Here is a 13,618-nt window from a genome sequence, read left to right as displayed (position 1 = left end):
GCGGAGACCTATTCCGTGCAGGCTGGGCGAGCCGCGCGCAGTAGAGCACAGCCGTCTGGCCTTGTCGATCCTCGTCACGTAACTGCTCGGAATGATCTGGCTTTCTACCCGATCGTTGCTCTAGGCGCACGCGCTCCTCTCAAAACGTCGCGTCGAGCTGGAGGTGGGCCACGTGGTTCGCCTTCTCGAAGTCGAAGTCGTGTGGCATCCGGGCGATCCAGTCGGCTTGCAGCTTCATCTTGTGCTTGTTGAAGTAATAGTTGAGCCCGACGCCAACCTCCTGCCCGCGGCTCTGGACCTCGGAGACGAGCTTCGGATCCGTCCCGCCGAACGCGTACAAGCGTGAAACCCGCGCCACGATCTCGATCGGCGGATCAAACACGTACGACGCTTGAACGACCGTGCCCTGACCCGAACGCGTGTGCTCCGTCCGCGCGTTTCCGTCCTCGTCCGTGGATTCGATCCGGTCCACGTCCGCGCGTTTCCACAGATACTCCCCCTGGAGCGCGAACCCGCGCCATTTGAACACGACATCCGCCGCGGCGTGCAGGTAATCCGTCGTCCCGCCGAGGAACGTCGCGCCCGTCGTGCTCCGCAATCGGTTCGTGTTGTAGTTCGCCGCGAAAGCGCCGCCGAGGGCCACGGCCGGCTTTCTCCGGCGGTCGAGATCCCCTTCGGAGTCATCGTCGAGCTTGCCGAGCGGGCGCAATTCGAGCCGACCCACGAGCAGCGCGCCGGGCTCCCTCGACGTGGTCAGGTTCGTCCCGCCTCCGCCGAACGCGCTGAGCCGCCACGCGACCGGAGATTCTTTCCCCAGGAAGTTCTCCGAATACAACGTGATGCCCGCATCGCGATCGAGCGTCAGCTCGCCGACCGGCACCGGCCTGTCGGCCATCTGCAACGCGAACTCGCGCACCGTCCGCAGTCGATCGAACGGAACGAAAAATTGCCCGGCTCGGACATTAAAATCGCGGTGGATCTTCCAGTCGATGTAGGCGTCGAAGATCGGTGACGTCGCGCCGTCACGATAGTCACGTCCAGCAATGGCGAGCTGAATCATGTAGGTCAGCTCGGGCCGATAGACGTGGCCAGAGAACCAGAGGCGCGCCGTCCCGATGTTGACGATCTGCTGGAAATCCCGTTCGCCCTGATCATCCGCAGGAGGCACGTTGATCTGGTAGCGGAGCTGGATCCGGCTCCGGGCATTGAACGAGAAGACGTCCCCGACCTTCACCGTCACCCCATTGCCGGGGGAGCCGGATATCTCCACCGGAGGCTTCGGCTCCACCGCGGCGGCGCTCCCGGGCAGCCCGAGCGCCGCTCCCATCACGAAGGCGCAATACGATACCAAGCGTCTTCCCAGGGACGACATGGAAACCCCCCCGAGCATCTCGCGTGCCAGAGGTGACGTGTCGGTTTCCCCCGACGCATTCATCCGTTCGAACGGACGTGCTTCCAGAGGACCCGTGACCGGTCACGGCTGCCCGTGAAATATGCTGGGAGGCTTGACGGGCGGCGCCCCGGTGCGCTGGGGGCCGCCCTGGCTGCCGTGGGGATCAGGCCGGAGGCGTACGCCTCGACCTCACTTCGGCGTGGGGGCGGCGCACCGATTGTTGATGCACAAGGAGCCCGGCGCGCAGCAGTTCGCCGCGGTCTCGCAGCTCTCGCCCTCCTGCGCGCATTCGTTCGCGGGCGGCGGCACGCAGACGAGCTCCTTCGTGCCATCGCCATTCACGTCGGCCGGGCGGCAGACGTTGCCGTTGCAGCACGAGGCGGCGGACTCGCAAGGCTGGTTGAGGTCCTTGCAGGGCTCGAGCGCTGCGAACGCGCGCATGTTGCCCGCTTCGAGCTCCTGGCCGGGCAGGTAAAACGCGGGGTGGCTCGGGTCGGGTTTGCCCTGGTAATCGATGTCGATCGCGGCGACCCAGAGCTTCTTGCGCGGGCTCGGCGTCTCGACGTTGTTTTCGAACTTGCCCCACTTGTTGTTGCCCTCCGGCACCGTGCCGCCGGGGCCGATCGTGTTGCCATACACGCGGCGGCTCGTGAAGAAGACCCAATAATACCCGCCGACCGCGACGGGCAGGATCGTGGGCTCGTAGTTCAGGCGCGCCTCCTCGGCGTCGCCGAAGGGCAGATAGAGTTGCCCATTCTCGTCGTAGCCGTTCAGCGCCGCGAGCTTGTTCACCGCCTTCGTCGCCGTCTCGACCAGGAAGACCTCGCCGTACGAAGCCGTCGCGCCATACCCCGCGGTGTCGAAGCGATCCCCCGCGTGGTAGAGCACCGCGGCGCCGTCGGGCGTGAAGCTCGGCCAGCCGACGATGCCCGAGGGCACCGTGAGCAGCTCCGTGATCGCCGAGAACGAGGGCGGCGATTGCAAAAGATCGACGTCCATCATGGCCAGGGTTCGCCCGGGGCTCGCGTCGTACCAGGAGAACGCGAGGTGCTTGCCATCCGGGGAGAACGTCGGCGTGAGCGCATATTTGACGGCGTTCGTGAACGAGGAGGCCCCCACGTTGGCGCCCGTCTTCGTGTCGAGGAGCACCGAGGGGTACTCCCCGGCCAAACCACGCACGGGCGAGCCGCTCGCCGGGATGCCGTTCGTAATCATGTACGTGCCGTCGGGCGTGAGGCCGCCGAACGAGAACTTGCGGCCGTCGTTGTCGAGGTAGCGCTGCGAGGCCGTGCCGTCCTGCGTGAGATCGTAGCTCGCGCTGTCGAGCGGATTGTCGACGGTCCAGTTGACGCCCGTCGCGAGCACGTTCCCATTCGCGCTGACGGAGTGGCAGACGTTGCATCCGCCGAGGAGCACCTCCGCATTCGAGCCCGGCTTGATGCGCATCACCGCGCCGCCGTTCGCGAGCTTCGAGACGTACGTGTTGTAATAGACGATGCCGCTCAGGCTGCCCTGCGCGATACGCCAGGATTGCGTGACGGGCCCCGTCGCGACGCCGCCAACGAGCTTCGTGGCCGTGACGGACACCGCGGCGCCCGGGCCGGCGCTCTGCGTGACGCCCTTCCACACGGCCGGGGGCAGGTCCACCCGCGCGGGAGCGGACGGGCCGAAGTAACCCTTGTATTCGAAGTCGCCCACGTGGATCTTCACGAGCACGGCGTCCGCATTGCCGGCGAGCTGGAGCGTGGGGGCCGCGAGGCCTCGGGGAAAGACGGTCTTGTCGTACGGATAAAGCCACCGGAAGCCCGGATCGGCATTGCCGCCGGTGTCGAGCTTCGTCTGGTCGTCGGGCGTGAGGCTGCCGGCATTCTCGGCGATCTTCACGCGCACCGTGAGGGTCGTGCTCGCCTCCAGTTGCCCGCTCTTCGCGGTGACCTTGGCCTTGCCCGCCACGAAGCCGCCGGACGCAAACACACCGTCGGCGCCAATGGTCCCCACGGTGACGTCGTCGAGGAACCAATCCACGGCGCCGGGATTCGAACCGTCGGTGAGTTTTGCGTGGAAGGGGAGCGATCCGGGGACGCCGGTCACGTCGAGGATCGGGTCCAGGGGCTCGATCACGAGCGACTGCTCGCCGCCGTCGAAATTGATGAACCCGCCTTCGCCACCCGAGCCGCCCGAGCCGCCGCCCCCGGACGAACCGGCATCCGGGCCCGAAGCGCCGCTGCCGGCGGCGCCTCCACTCGATTCGCCGCCGCCGCCGCACGCGGCGATCACACCCGCGGAGGAGACGGCCGCCGCAAGGAAAAGAAACCAGAGCCTGTCACGCGTCATGAGGGAACCTCCGAAGCAATCCAGCGATCATGGTACCAGATGTCCGGAGCGATTCGGATTGGGAGGATGCTAGAAAAAACCGAACGTGAGCCCCCCTTGCGCGGCGAGTCCCACCGATTCGGTGACACGCATGTAGACGGGCCCGGCGTGCGCGAAGACGCCCATGCGGCCGCCGCTCCGGGCCCAGCCGAAACGTGAGACCTCGCCGAGCGAGAACTGAAGCTCGGCGCCGACGCGGCCCCCATGGCCCACGTTCAGGCCGACGATCCCCGCGATGGGATAATACCCGTACCCGGCGAACGGGACGATCGCGAGCACCTTCGCCGGCTCGAAGCGATAACGCACCTCGCCGCCGATCGAGCCCGCGCCGATCATCGCGCTGAGGCCAAACGAGAATCGACCGAACTGGGGCCCCGTGAAAACCTCGATCCCGCCGAGCCCCGCCGTGACGGCATCCCGTCGAATGGCGCCCCCGCCGACGCGGGCGACGAAGACCCACGTGGAATCGTCCGGAGGGCCATACCCGAGGTGCGGCTTCGCAGGATTGACGAGGGGCAAGGGTTCGATCGCGTCGGCCGGCGCATGAACGGCAGGATGGAGGCGCAGCACGTACGGCGCGCCGGATTCGATCGGCGCGCCCGGGAGCGTGAGGCGATAGGTGCCACCCTCCCCAGGCGCGAGGTCCTCGTCGCCTTCGGCCACGGACGCGGAGACGAGCGCGGACGACCGACCGAGCACGGCGAGATCGATTTTCTCCGGCTCGATGTGGAGGGGCGTTTTTCCTTCGTTGACGACGTGCACATCGACACGCGTGTTCGCGCTCGTTTGCCAGTACCCGACGTGGATACGCTCGATCCGCGCCGAGATGCCGGCGCCGCTCGTCGCGAGGCCCGCGTTCGGGCGTGGTTCGAGGGCGCGGTAGCCGACACGATCGCAGGCGGCGGTGGCGAGGAGGAGCCCGAGCAGAAGGAGGGCTCGGGATTGTCGGGGCGCGGGGTGGCGATCCTCGGGCACGACGCACGATACCACATCCCGTCCGGATGGCCCCTACATCCATCGGGTGTCCCGCCCACTGGCGAGCGCTGCCGTGATTGCGACCCCACATCCACGACCTTAGGGAGTGATTATCACGCCGGATAGGCCGGGCAAAACGATGCGGCGATGGCAGAGAATCATGGAGGACGATGATGAAAAAGTCTGTGAGCAACCTCCTTTTTGCGGCATCCGTGGGATTGGGCGCGCTCCTCGGCACGGGGACCGTGGCGTTCGCCGCGCCGGCACCGGCAGACGAGGAGGCCAACGTCACGGAGAGTGAATCGGCATTGGCGGCCCGCACCTACGAGCGAACCTGCTGGAATATCAGCAAGAGGCGCGGGCAACTCTGCGCGCGGTGCCGGACGCGCGCGGGGGGCGCGCGGAGGACCTGCCTGAACCAATACAGGCGCTGCAGCGGCGACATCTCCAACCGCAATGGTTGGCTCGTCTGTGAACGATGGTGATGTCCATCCCCTGACCCCCCACCGCCGCCCGTCGACCCCCACCGCGAACGCGGATGGAGCGGGGCTCGCAGGTCTCATCGCAAGCCGCCGTGCCGGGGCGCTGCCCCGGCGCAACGGCGGTTAGCGGGTGAGCCCGGCGCGCGCGAGGATCTGCCCGAGATCGTCGCCATGGCTTGCGCGTGCGCCGAGGGATTCGAAAAGCGCGACCTCGTGTGCTGCGGGTGCGTGTGGGCCTGTGACCATGTGCACCTGCATTCCGAGCGCGAGTGGGAGGGCGAGGTCGAGCTCGTAGATGTCTCCGCAGACGAGCACCTCCTCGGGCGCGACGTTCGTCGTTTGGAGGATCTGCGCGATCCGCTCCCAGTAGCGGCCGCGGCGCGGGTACACGGGGCGTTCGAGGCCTGGCAGGTGGATTTCTGCGGGCACGCGCGAGAAGCGCGCGTCGTTGGCCTCGGGCTCGGCCACGACGTACTTGCGCGCGTCGCCGTGCACCTCGATCCGCGAGAGACCTTCGGGCGCCAGCGTTCGGAGCTTCTTCAGCGCTGCCTCTGTGCGTGCGTTCGTGACGACGAACGTTGGCAGGCCCGACGCTGCGAGGGCTTCGAGGACCTCTTTTGCGCGCGGCCGGAACGCGGTCAGCGTTTGCTCGTAGGCGAGGTGATACAGGACTGTCAGCACGGCCGTGCGGGTCGCTTCGCCGCGCAGGACGCCGTACTTCTCGAAGAGGAGCTGCGCGATGCTCGTCGAGCGGATGTAGGGATCGGCGCCGGCGGGCGCGACGATTCGCCCGTCGTGGATCCAGCCGTAACGACCGGGGTTTCGCGCGATCTCGGCGGCGCGTTCTTCCCAGACGGCGACATCTTCTCGACCGAGGAGATCAAAGATTGCGTTTCGGTACACCTCTACGAACGGCGCGGCTTCGCGCTCGACGTCGGTGAACGTGCCGTCGAAATCGAGGATGATGCACTTCGTTGCCACGACGCTCCTCCGCTCAGAGGCTGGTCTTCTCGCTCGTGAAGTTGTCCCGGATCCACGTGGAGAAGCCGGGGATCTGGAGCCGCGCGAGCAGCGGCAGGAAGGCTCGCTCCACGCGGTCTTCCCGCGCGATGAGGTGGAAGGGGCGCACGCCGACGTCGTTCGACGCGAGCACGAACGGCATGATCTCCGTCCGGCCCTCCTCGAACGCGTCGAAGAGCAGCGACGCCTTGACGTAGGCCGCCGAGATCTCCAGGAACGCCGGCCGCACGCCGCGCAGGTACCGGCTGAAGGGCTCGGCGATCACGCGCTTCTGCGCGGAATCGACGAGCCCTGCTGCTTCGAGTTGCCGCCGCAGGAACTCGCTCGCCGACGCGCCGGGCATCTCTCGCGCGCGCCGCTCGCGCTCGTAGCCCTCGGCCACCACGACGAGCGCGTAGTCGGCCCGTGAGAGGGCCTCGGCGGTCTCGCGCAGCACGGCCTCCGGGAACTGGAAGAAGGGCAGCACGATGAGGTGCGCGCGCGCCGCCACGCCGCAGTGCAGCGCGTGCCGGCCGCTCCGGTTGCCCATCATCTCGAGCAGGTAGATCCGCTTGTGCGTGTAGGCGTCCTCGTAGAGCCCGCGCGCGATCGTCGAGCCCGCCTCGACGCCCGTGAGGAAACCGATCGCGCGATCGCCGGCGAGATCGTTGTCGATCGAGACGTTCACGAAGCCTGTGGGCACCCGCGGCGAGATCTCGCCGAGCAGCGCGCGCAGGCCCTCGAACGTGCCATTGCCGCCCACGCCGACGAGGTGCGAAAACCCTTGGGTTCGCAGCGTCTCCGCGGCGGCGCGGCGTTTTTGCGCGTCGTGGAAGCCGAGGTAACGCTCGCTGCGAAAGTCGCTGCCGGCGTCGAGGACGCGGCGGCCCATGCTGCGGGCTGGGATGCCCTTGGCGAGCAGGGCGTAGCGCTCGCGGCGGCTCACGATGAGCCGCTCGAAGCGCGGCTCGTTCGTCGCGTCGGGCGTGAGCGAGCGGAAGCCCTCGGTCGCGGCCCAGACCTCGTAGCCGCGGCGGGAAGCCTCCTCGGTGAGCGCGACGGCGACCGACGCGTATCCCGGCGCGTTGCCCCCGTCGAACACGAGAAGCAGACGCCGCTCCGACGGCGGCATCGCGGCCGGTGTCCCGAACTCCACGAGGTTCGTCATGTGGGAGGCGCGTAGCACGAACGGGGGGTGGGTTGGAAGATCGACCCGCGCAGCGCACCACCGCGTAGCGCCGGGGTTTCACCCCGGACCCCGACGAGGGGTTCTCCACCCCTCGACCCGGACCAGGGCAAGCCCTGGACGCGGGGCGACAGCGCGCGATGCGCGCTGTCGACGGAGAGAACGTTCCTGGAGGATCGGACCGACGTGTCGAGGTGTTTCCGAGGAGAGCTACGGGTCCTGGTCTCGGCCTCGCAGCCACAGGTAGAGGCTGTGAAGGAGCGCAAGCGTCAACGGGAGAAAGCCGACGCCCACTCCAATCGCCAAGGACCCCTTAGCAACCATCTTGAGCGTGGACGAGGGAAGCAGAATCCCCGCCAGCCCCGTGGCCGCGCCGACGAGCATGGCCGAGCCACTTGCAACAACAACCACACGCTCGGGCTTCATCACTCGCTCACGATAAGGTAGCCTCCTGTGCCAACCACAGCACCCGAAATAGCTACGTCGACGGTCCCTCTTGCCGAGTCCTGGGTACCAAAGCTCGCTGCCATGCTGTCATGGGCCCGATCGGGATCGGTCGCCTCGTCGACGAGCGATTACGGCGTGTACGACGTGAACCTGACCCGCTGACGATTTTCCTTCCCCGCACGCTCACCGCCGCGCATCGTTCCTTTCGTGCGCTCGCCTCGTTCGTTCGCCTCGCTCCTCGTCCTCGCCGCGCTCGGATCGGCCTGTGGCGCGACCACGCCGCCCCCCGAGCCTGCGCCTTCGCCCGTGATCCTCACGGACACCCCGACGGCGCCGCCTGCGCCCGTCGCCGCGGCCGAGGAGCCGCCCGCGCCCGAACCCGAACCCGCGCCGCCGCCTGCGCCCGAGCCACGCAATCCCGCGGAAATCCTTGCCCCCTCGCCGTGGCTCGCCGGGCCCACGAGCCCCGACGCATTCACGCTCGAAGGCGGCCGGCTCCTCGTCAAGGAGCCCATCGAGTTCGACACGGGCAAAGACAGCCTCAAGGCCACGAGCGGGCCGGCCCTCGATTTCGTGGCCGCGTTCCTTCAGGCCAAACCCGAGATCACGCTCTTCCGCATCGAGGGCCACTCCGACAGCCAGGGCAACGCGACCATGAACCTCGAGCTCTCGGGCCGCCGCGCGCTCTCCCTCGCCCGCGCGCTCGCCGCACGCGGGGTCGATTGCAAGCGGCTCCTCCCCGTCGGCTTCGGCGAGGTGAAGCCCATCGCCGACAACCGCACCGCGGAGGGGCGCAAGCAAAACCGGCGCATGGAGTTCGTCGTCGCCGCGCTCAAAGGCAGGGCCGTGATGGGCATGCCGGTCGACGGCGGCGGACGTGCCTCTGGCGATCCCTGCTTCTGAAATCGTTTGGCCGGAAAACCGTGGTGCTCAGTCGCCCCGCGCCAGCACGACCACCGAGTAGCCGACCGCCGGGACGCGGCCCGGGTTGTGGTAGGAGTGCCGCTGATCGCCGCGGAACACCACGACGTCGCCCTCGGCGACCTCGAAGCGCTCGCCCGCGACCCAAAGCTGGAACTCGCCCGCCTCGACCGTGAGGTATTCACGCGTGCCCGGCGTGTGCGGGACCCCCGTCATCCGGCCGGAAGGCGCGACCTCGATGCGATCGATCTCCATGCCGGGAATGGGGTCCGGCAGGAGCTTCCGCACCAGGGCTTGTCCCGGCGTGCGCACGGGCAAGGTCCCGCGCGGGTACTGGCGCGCGGCGCTGCGCGGGGCGCTCAGGAGCTCTTCGATGGACACCTGGAGCGCGGACGCGGCGCGGTTCAAGACCGCGAGCGTCGGGTTCGCCTCGCCGGACTCGAGGTGCGCCCACGTCGCACGCGGCAGCCCGCCGAGCTTGGCCATCTGCTGCTGCGTGAACCCCCGCGCCTCCCGGAGCTGCTTGACGTTCTTCGCGAGCCTCCCCGCGAGATCCCGATCCCCATCCATGGGCCCGAAGGAAATCAGATTCCAAGCCCTTGGCGCAAGCTCCAACGACTCGGCATCCCCCCTGCCGCGCGCTGAGGACGCGTGTCCTCACCTCCCCCGCGCAACCTGATGCCTCGCCGCCTCGGATCGAGGCGCCTCGTACATCGAAATCGAGCGCTTGTGGAGGCACGTCGGCCCGGATACGTTCCGGCACGGGTATTGCTGAGGGGAACATTCATCATGAGCGAAACGATTCAAAAGTACATCGATTTGGCCGTTCAGATCGGCATGAACGTGGGGTTGAAGATCCTCGGGGCGATCGTCCTCTGGATCGTCGGCCGGATCGTGATCCGCGCGGTGCTCGGCATCCTCGATCGGAGCCTCCGGGCGCGGAAGATCGACGACACGGTCACGAGTTATCTGGGCTCGGTGGCGGGCGTCATGCTCAACATCCTGCTCCTCCTCTCGGTGCTCAGCGTCTTCGGCATCGAGACGACGACGTTCGCCGGCCTGCTCGCGGCGGCGGGCGTGGCGATCGGCGTCGCGTGGTCGGGCCTGCTCTCGAACCTCGCGTCGGGCGTCTTCATGATCGTGCTCCGGCCCTTCAAGGCGGGCGATTACGTCATCGCAGGCGGCGTCGAGGGCACGGTGCACGCGATCGGCCTCTTCGTCACGGCGATCGACACGCCCGACAACGTCCGTACCTTCGTGGGCAACGGCAAGATCTTCAGCGACACGATCAAGAACTTCTCGGAAAACCCCTATCGCCGCGTGGAGCTCGTCGCGCAGCTCTCGGGCGGGGCCGACGTGCACAAGGCCATCGCGGTGCTGAAGGAGAAGCTCAAGACGATCCCGAACGTCGCGAAGACGCCGGCGCCGGACGTCGAGCTGCTCACCTTCACGCTCGCCGGCCCCGTGCTCGCCGTGCGGCCGTATTGCCACACGGCGCATTATTGGGGCGTGTATTTCGCGGCGAACGAGATCATCAACGACGAGATCGGCAAGCTCGGCTTCCCGGCCCCGGCGAACCCGATCGTCATCACCGAGCACAAGAAGGCGGCTGCCTGATCTTCAAGGCCGTCCCTCCCCCGCCCCCCCGCGCGCCCGCGACAACCAGAACGTGACGTTTGGTCCGTCGCGGCGCCCGGGCGGCATGTTTTGCCGGTCGTAGATCACGAGCGGCACCTCCTCCTGCATCACCACCTCCGCGTCGAGCTTCTGCCGGAGCTCGCTGCACGTCCCCGCATACGCCTCGTCCGGCGATTTTCCGGACCAACACGGCAGGCCCTCATAGAGGTACAGGCAGGCGGGCGGGTCGCGGAGCAGCTCTTCGAGCGGCGTTTCGATGTTCACCTCGGGGATCACGCCGGGGGCGAACGCGGGGACGACACGATAACGATTCTTGACGCGATCCCCCCGGCACGCGCCCCCATGCGGGCGAAGCGGAGCTCTTTCGCCTGCAAGTCCGCGCCGACGTACTCGATCACCGTGCAGCCCTCGGGCACGATCTCCCGGGCCTTCCGCACGAACGCGTGCTCCTGCATCTCGGTGTAGCCGAGGTCCTGGAGCCAACCGCGATGCAGCAAAGGCGCCGCGAAGAGCGCCCCACAAGCGACGAGGACCCCCACGCGGTGCCGGTCCCAGAGCCACGGCACGGCGCTCGCGCCGAGGAGCAGGAAGGGGACGACGAGGTGCAAGTGATACCGCGGGCGCATCGTCTCCTCCATGACGAAGGCGTGCGTGATCGTGAAGATCCCGAGCCAGCCGAGGAGGAACACGACGAGCCTGCGTTCGCCCGCGCGAACCCCGCGGATCACGCCTGCGGCGGCGAGCACCACGAGCACCGGCGGCGTGACGGCGGGATCGGTGAGCACGAAGAGCTTCGGCACGAGGAACGCGCGCCCCGTGTGGAGGAGCCAGCTCGGCCCAAAGAGAGCCGTCTTCACGGCCGCCTCGTTCGTCGAGAGAAACACCGGAAACACGAGCGCGCCCATCCCGATGATGACGAGCACGCCGATCACGCGCCGCACGGGAGGCGCCGTCTCCGGGTGGAGCGAGACGACGGCGGCCATGTAGACGACGATGAACAGGATGTTCAGCGGCCGGAGCAGATACCCCGTGTAAAGCGCGGCCGGCAGGCAGGCGATCGCGACGATACGGAAGACGCGCGAAGGATCACGGAGCCACGCGTGGATGAGCGCGAACGAGAGCGAGGTGATCACGAGCGAGGGGACGAATGCGTCCTCGCAACGCGAGAAGCGGATGTGTTGCGGCAAGAGCGCGACGGCGTACGCGGCAAACAGGCCCGCGCGAGGATCGCGGAGGAGGTAGGTCGCGTGGCCGAAGAGGACGAGCGGCATCGCGGCGGCGTACCCGAAATTCGTCCACGCAATGACGTCGGTCAGGTAAAACGGGCCGCCGGCGCGCGCGGCGATCGCTTCGAGCACCGGGCCGTCGGCGACGGCGCGCACGTTCGGCCAGAGGCGTGTCCAGGGCCAAGCGCCGAGGAACGAGACCGGCGAAAGCCAGAGCCGCGTGGCCGCGCCGGCGAGGACGATCGCGGCGAGCGCCGCGCGGATCCACGCAGGCTCGTCCCGCGTGAGCCGGACGGCGAGGACGGTGGCGAGCGCGACGAACCCGAAGAGCGCGACGATCCCGTCGAGATCGCCCCATTGCCCCGCGGCGTAGGCCGCGACACGCGCCTGGCTCGGGGCCATGCCGGACGAACGCGGAGCGGCCCTCGGACGCGGCTCGATCCACAGGTCGCCGTGATCATTTCGCGCGAGGGCTTCGAGGAGCTTCGCGACGGCCTTTTCGGCATCGGGATCCCCCGTGGGATCACGCACGGCGACGAAGCTCGACGATCGCGGGGCGTCGGGGCGCGCGGCGTCATCGTCCGGGTGGACGAGGGAGAGCTTCACCTCGCGCCCTTTCGGTTCGTGCAAGCTGACGACGATCCGTTGCTGCTCGATGGAGACGTTCCAGAGCGCGAACCCCGCGGCGATCTCCGTGCCCAGCGTGAAGGGCGCGAAGAGCGCGAGGACGTCTTTCTCGCGCCCACCGGGGAGCCTGTACGGATGCGCGGACGCGGCAGGCGCCCACGAGACGAGCGCGAGGACGAAGAGCAGGAAGGACAGGGCGGCCCGGCGAAACGTCACGGGCCGAGCGTACTCGATCCCGGCGCCGCTGGGACGTGACTCACCACGCGTACGCTTCCGGCGCGGCGCCGCCGGGGCCGGGGAAGATCTCGTCGAGCTTCTTCCGGGTCGCCTCGTCGAGCTTCAGATCGAGCGCGCGTACGGTGGCGTCGAGCTGCTCGATCGTACGAGGACCAATGATCGGCCCGGTCACGGCGGGCTGCGCGAGGAGCCAGGCGAGCCCGACATCCGCGGCGGGTGCGCCGAGGGCGGCCGCGAGCGCCTCGAATCGTTCGAGTTTTTCGCGGTACTTGGTCAGGTTCTTTTGCGCGAAATCGGTGGCGAGCCGCCCTTCTTTTTCTTTCTTGAGGGCGCCGCCGAGGATGCCGCCCTTGAGCGGGCTCCACGGAAGGAGGCCGAGCCCGTAGTGCTGGCAGGCGGGGATCACTTCGAGCTCGATCGTGCGATCGATCAAGTTGTAGAGGCTCTGCTCGGAGACGAGCCCCAGGAAATGGCGCGATTTCGCGGCCTCGTTCGCCTGCGCGATGTGCCAGCCCGCGAAGTTCGACGAGCCCACGTAGATCACCTTGCCCTGCTGGACGAGGACCTCCATCGCTTGCCAGATCTCGTCCCACGGCGCGTTGCGATCGACGTGGTGCATCTGGTAGAGGTCGATGTGATCCGTCTTCATCCGCTGGAGCGACTCCTCGCACGCCCGCCGGATGTGCAGCGCCGAGAGGCGCGACGTATTCGGCCAGTCGCCCATGCCGCCGTAGACCTTCGTCGCGATCACGGTCTTCTCGCGGCGCCCGCCTCCCTGGGCGAACCAGCGGCCGATGATCTGCTCCGTCCAGCCCTCGCCCTGCTTCCAGCCGTACACGTTGGCCGTGTCGAAGAAGTTGAGCCCGAGATCGTGGGCGCGGTCCATGATGCGGAACGAGTCCTCTTCGCTCGTCTGGGGGCCGAAGTTCATCGTGCCGAGGCAAAGTCGGCTGACCTGGAGGGCCGTGCGGCCGAGTCGGGTGTATTGCATTGGTAAATCCTACCTTGTTCTGCGCGACCATCCGCGCATGGTTCTGGCAAGACTCCCGTTCAAACCGTGCGTGCGGATTTCCCGCACACGGCTTACCGGTGGTCTCTCGGGCAGCGGCATCAT

General features: G+C 67.9%; 12 protein-coding genes. 3 read left to right on the top strand and 9 right to left on the bottom strand.

The features are described from left to right. Positions 1-139: 139 nt before the first annotated feature. The 3 genes from E8A74_RS50255 to E8A74_RS50245 all read right to left on the bottom strand — a co-directional run bounded on the left by E8A74_RS50255 (position 140) and on the right by E8A74_RS50245 (position 4,741). Positions 140-1,327 (bottom strand): porin, encoded by a 1,188-nt coding sequence (locus tag E8A74_RS50255; RefSeq protein WP_232380104.1) that lies wholly within the window; start codon positions 1,325-1,327, stop codon positions 140-142. A gap of 255 nt (positions 1,328-1,582) precedes the next feature. Next, positions 1,583-3,727, bottom strand: coding sequence for a TolB-like translocation protein (locus E8A74_RS50250; RefSeq protein ID WP_136936334.1), 2,145 nt, complete (start codon positions 3,725-3,727; stop codon positions 1,583-1,585). A 69-nt stretch (positions 3,728-3,796) separates the two neighbouring features. Next, positions 3,797-4,741: a hypothetical protein gene (locus E8A74_RS50245; protein ID WP_136936333.1), complete on the bottom strand. Its 945-nt coding sequence runs from the start codon at positions 4,739-4,741 to the stop codon at positions 3,797-3,799. 170 nt (positions 4,742-4,911) lie between these two features. On the opposite strand from E8A74_RS50245, the gene E8A74_RS50240 reads away from it, so the two are divergent. Continuing rightward, a complete protein-coding gene (locus E8A74_RS50240) occupies positions 4,912-5,226 on the top strand; it encodes a hypothetical protein (RefSeq protein ID WP_136936332.1) in 315 nt (104 codons plus the stop codon). A 120-nt stretch (positions 5,227-5,346) separates the two neighbouring features. Here E8A74_RS50240 and E8A74_RS50235 read toward each other — a convergent pair whose 3' ends face one another. Together E8A74_RS50235 and E8A74_RS50230 are read right to left on the bottom strand one after the other, a co-directional pair. Then, a complete protein-coding gene (locus E8A74_RS50235) occupies positions 5,347-6,204 on the bottom strand; it encodes an HAD family hydrolase (RefSeq protein ID WP_136936331.1) in 858 nt (285 codons plus the stop codon). A gap of 13 nt (positions 6,205-6,217) precedes the next feature. Further along, positions 6,218-7,390, bottom strand: a complete 1,173-nt coding sequence (locus E8A74_RS50230; protein ID WP_136936330.1) for a 6-phosphofructokinase — start codon at positions 7,388-7,390, stop codon at positions 6,218-6,220. A 672-nt stretch (positions 7,391-8,062) separates the two neighbouring features. On the opposite strand from E8A74_RS50230, the gene E8A74_RS50225 reads away from it, so the two are divergent. Next, complete coding sequence (locus E8A74_RS50225) at positions 8,063-8,758, top strand: OmpA family protein (RefSeq protein WP_170229996.1); 696 nt, start codon at positions 8,063-8,065, stop codon at positions 8,756-8,758. Between the two features lie 27 nt (positions 8,759-8,785). Here the strand turns inward: E8A74_RS50225 and E8A74_RS50220 are convergent, their stop codons facing one another. Further along, entirely contained in the window at positions 8,786-9,346 is a 561-nt protein-coding gene (locus tag E8A74_RS50220) for a helix-turn-helix domain-containing protein (protein ID WP_136936328.1), read from the bottom strand. Between the two features lie 219 nt (positions 9,347-9,565). On the opposite strand from E8A74_RS50220, the gene E8A74_RS50215 reads away from it, so the two are divergent. Further along, complete coding sequence (locus E8A74_RS50215) at positions 9,566-10,393, top strand: mechanosensitive ion channel family protein (RefSeq protein ID WP_136936327.1); 828 nt, start codon at positions 9,566-9,568, stop codon at positions 10,391-10,393. A gap of 3 nt (positions 10,394-10,396) precedes the next feature. Here E8A74_RS50215 and E8A74_RS50210 read toward each other — a convergent pair whose 3' ends face one another. Genes E8A74_RS50210 through E8A74_RS50200 form a run of 3 tightly spaced genes read right to left on the bottom strand, consistent with a single transcriptional unit; the run spans position 10,397 to position 13,495 of the window. Beyond that, on the bottom strand, positions 10,397-10,678 hold the full coding sequence (locus E8A74_RS50210) for a hypothetical protein (RefSeq protein WP_136936326.1): 282 nt from the start codon (positions 10,676-10,678) through the stop codon (positions 10,397-10,399). An 8-nt stretch (positions 10,679-10,686) separates the two neighbouring features. After that, complete coding sequence (locus E8A74_RS50205; RefSeq protein WP_136936325.1) at positions 10,687-12,483, bottom strand: hypothetical protein; 1,797 nt, start codon at positions 12,481-12,483, stop codon at positions 10,687-10,689. A 40-nt stretch (positions 12,484-12,523) separates the two neighbouring features. Next, positions 12,524-13,495, bottom strand: coding sequence for an aldo/keto reductase (locus E8A74_RS50200; RefSeq protein WP_136936324.1), 972 nt, complete (start codon positions 13,493-13,495; stop codon positions 12,524-12,526). Positions 13,496-13,618 lie beyond the last annotated feature (123 nt).

Origin of the sequence: Polyangium fumosum (assembly GCF_005144585.1) — a bacterium.
GTDB classification, from domain to species: domain Bacteria; phylum Myxococcota_A; class Polyangia; order Polyangiales; family Polyangiaceae; genus Polyangium; species Polyangium fumosum.
This window is presented reverse-complemented; position numbering and strand designations above follow the sequence as displayed.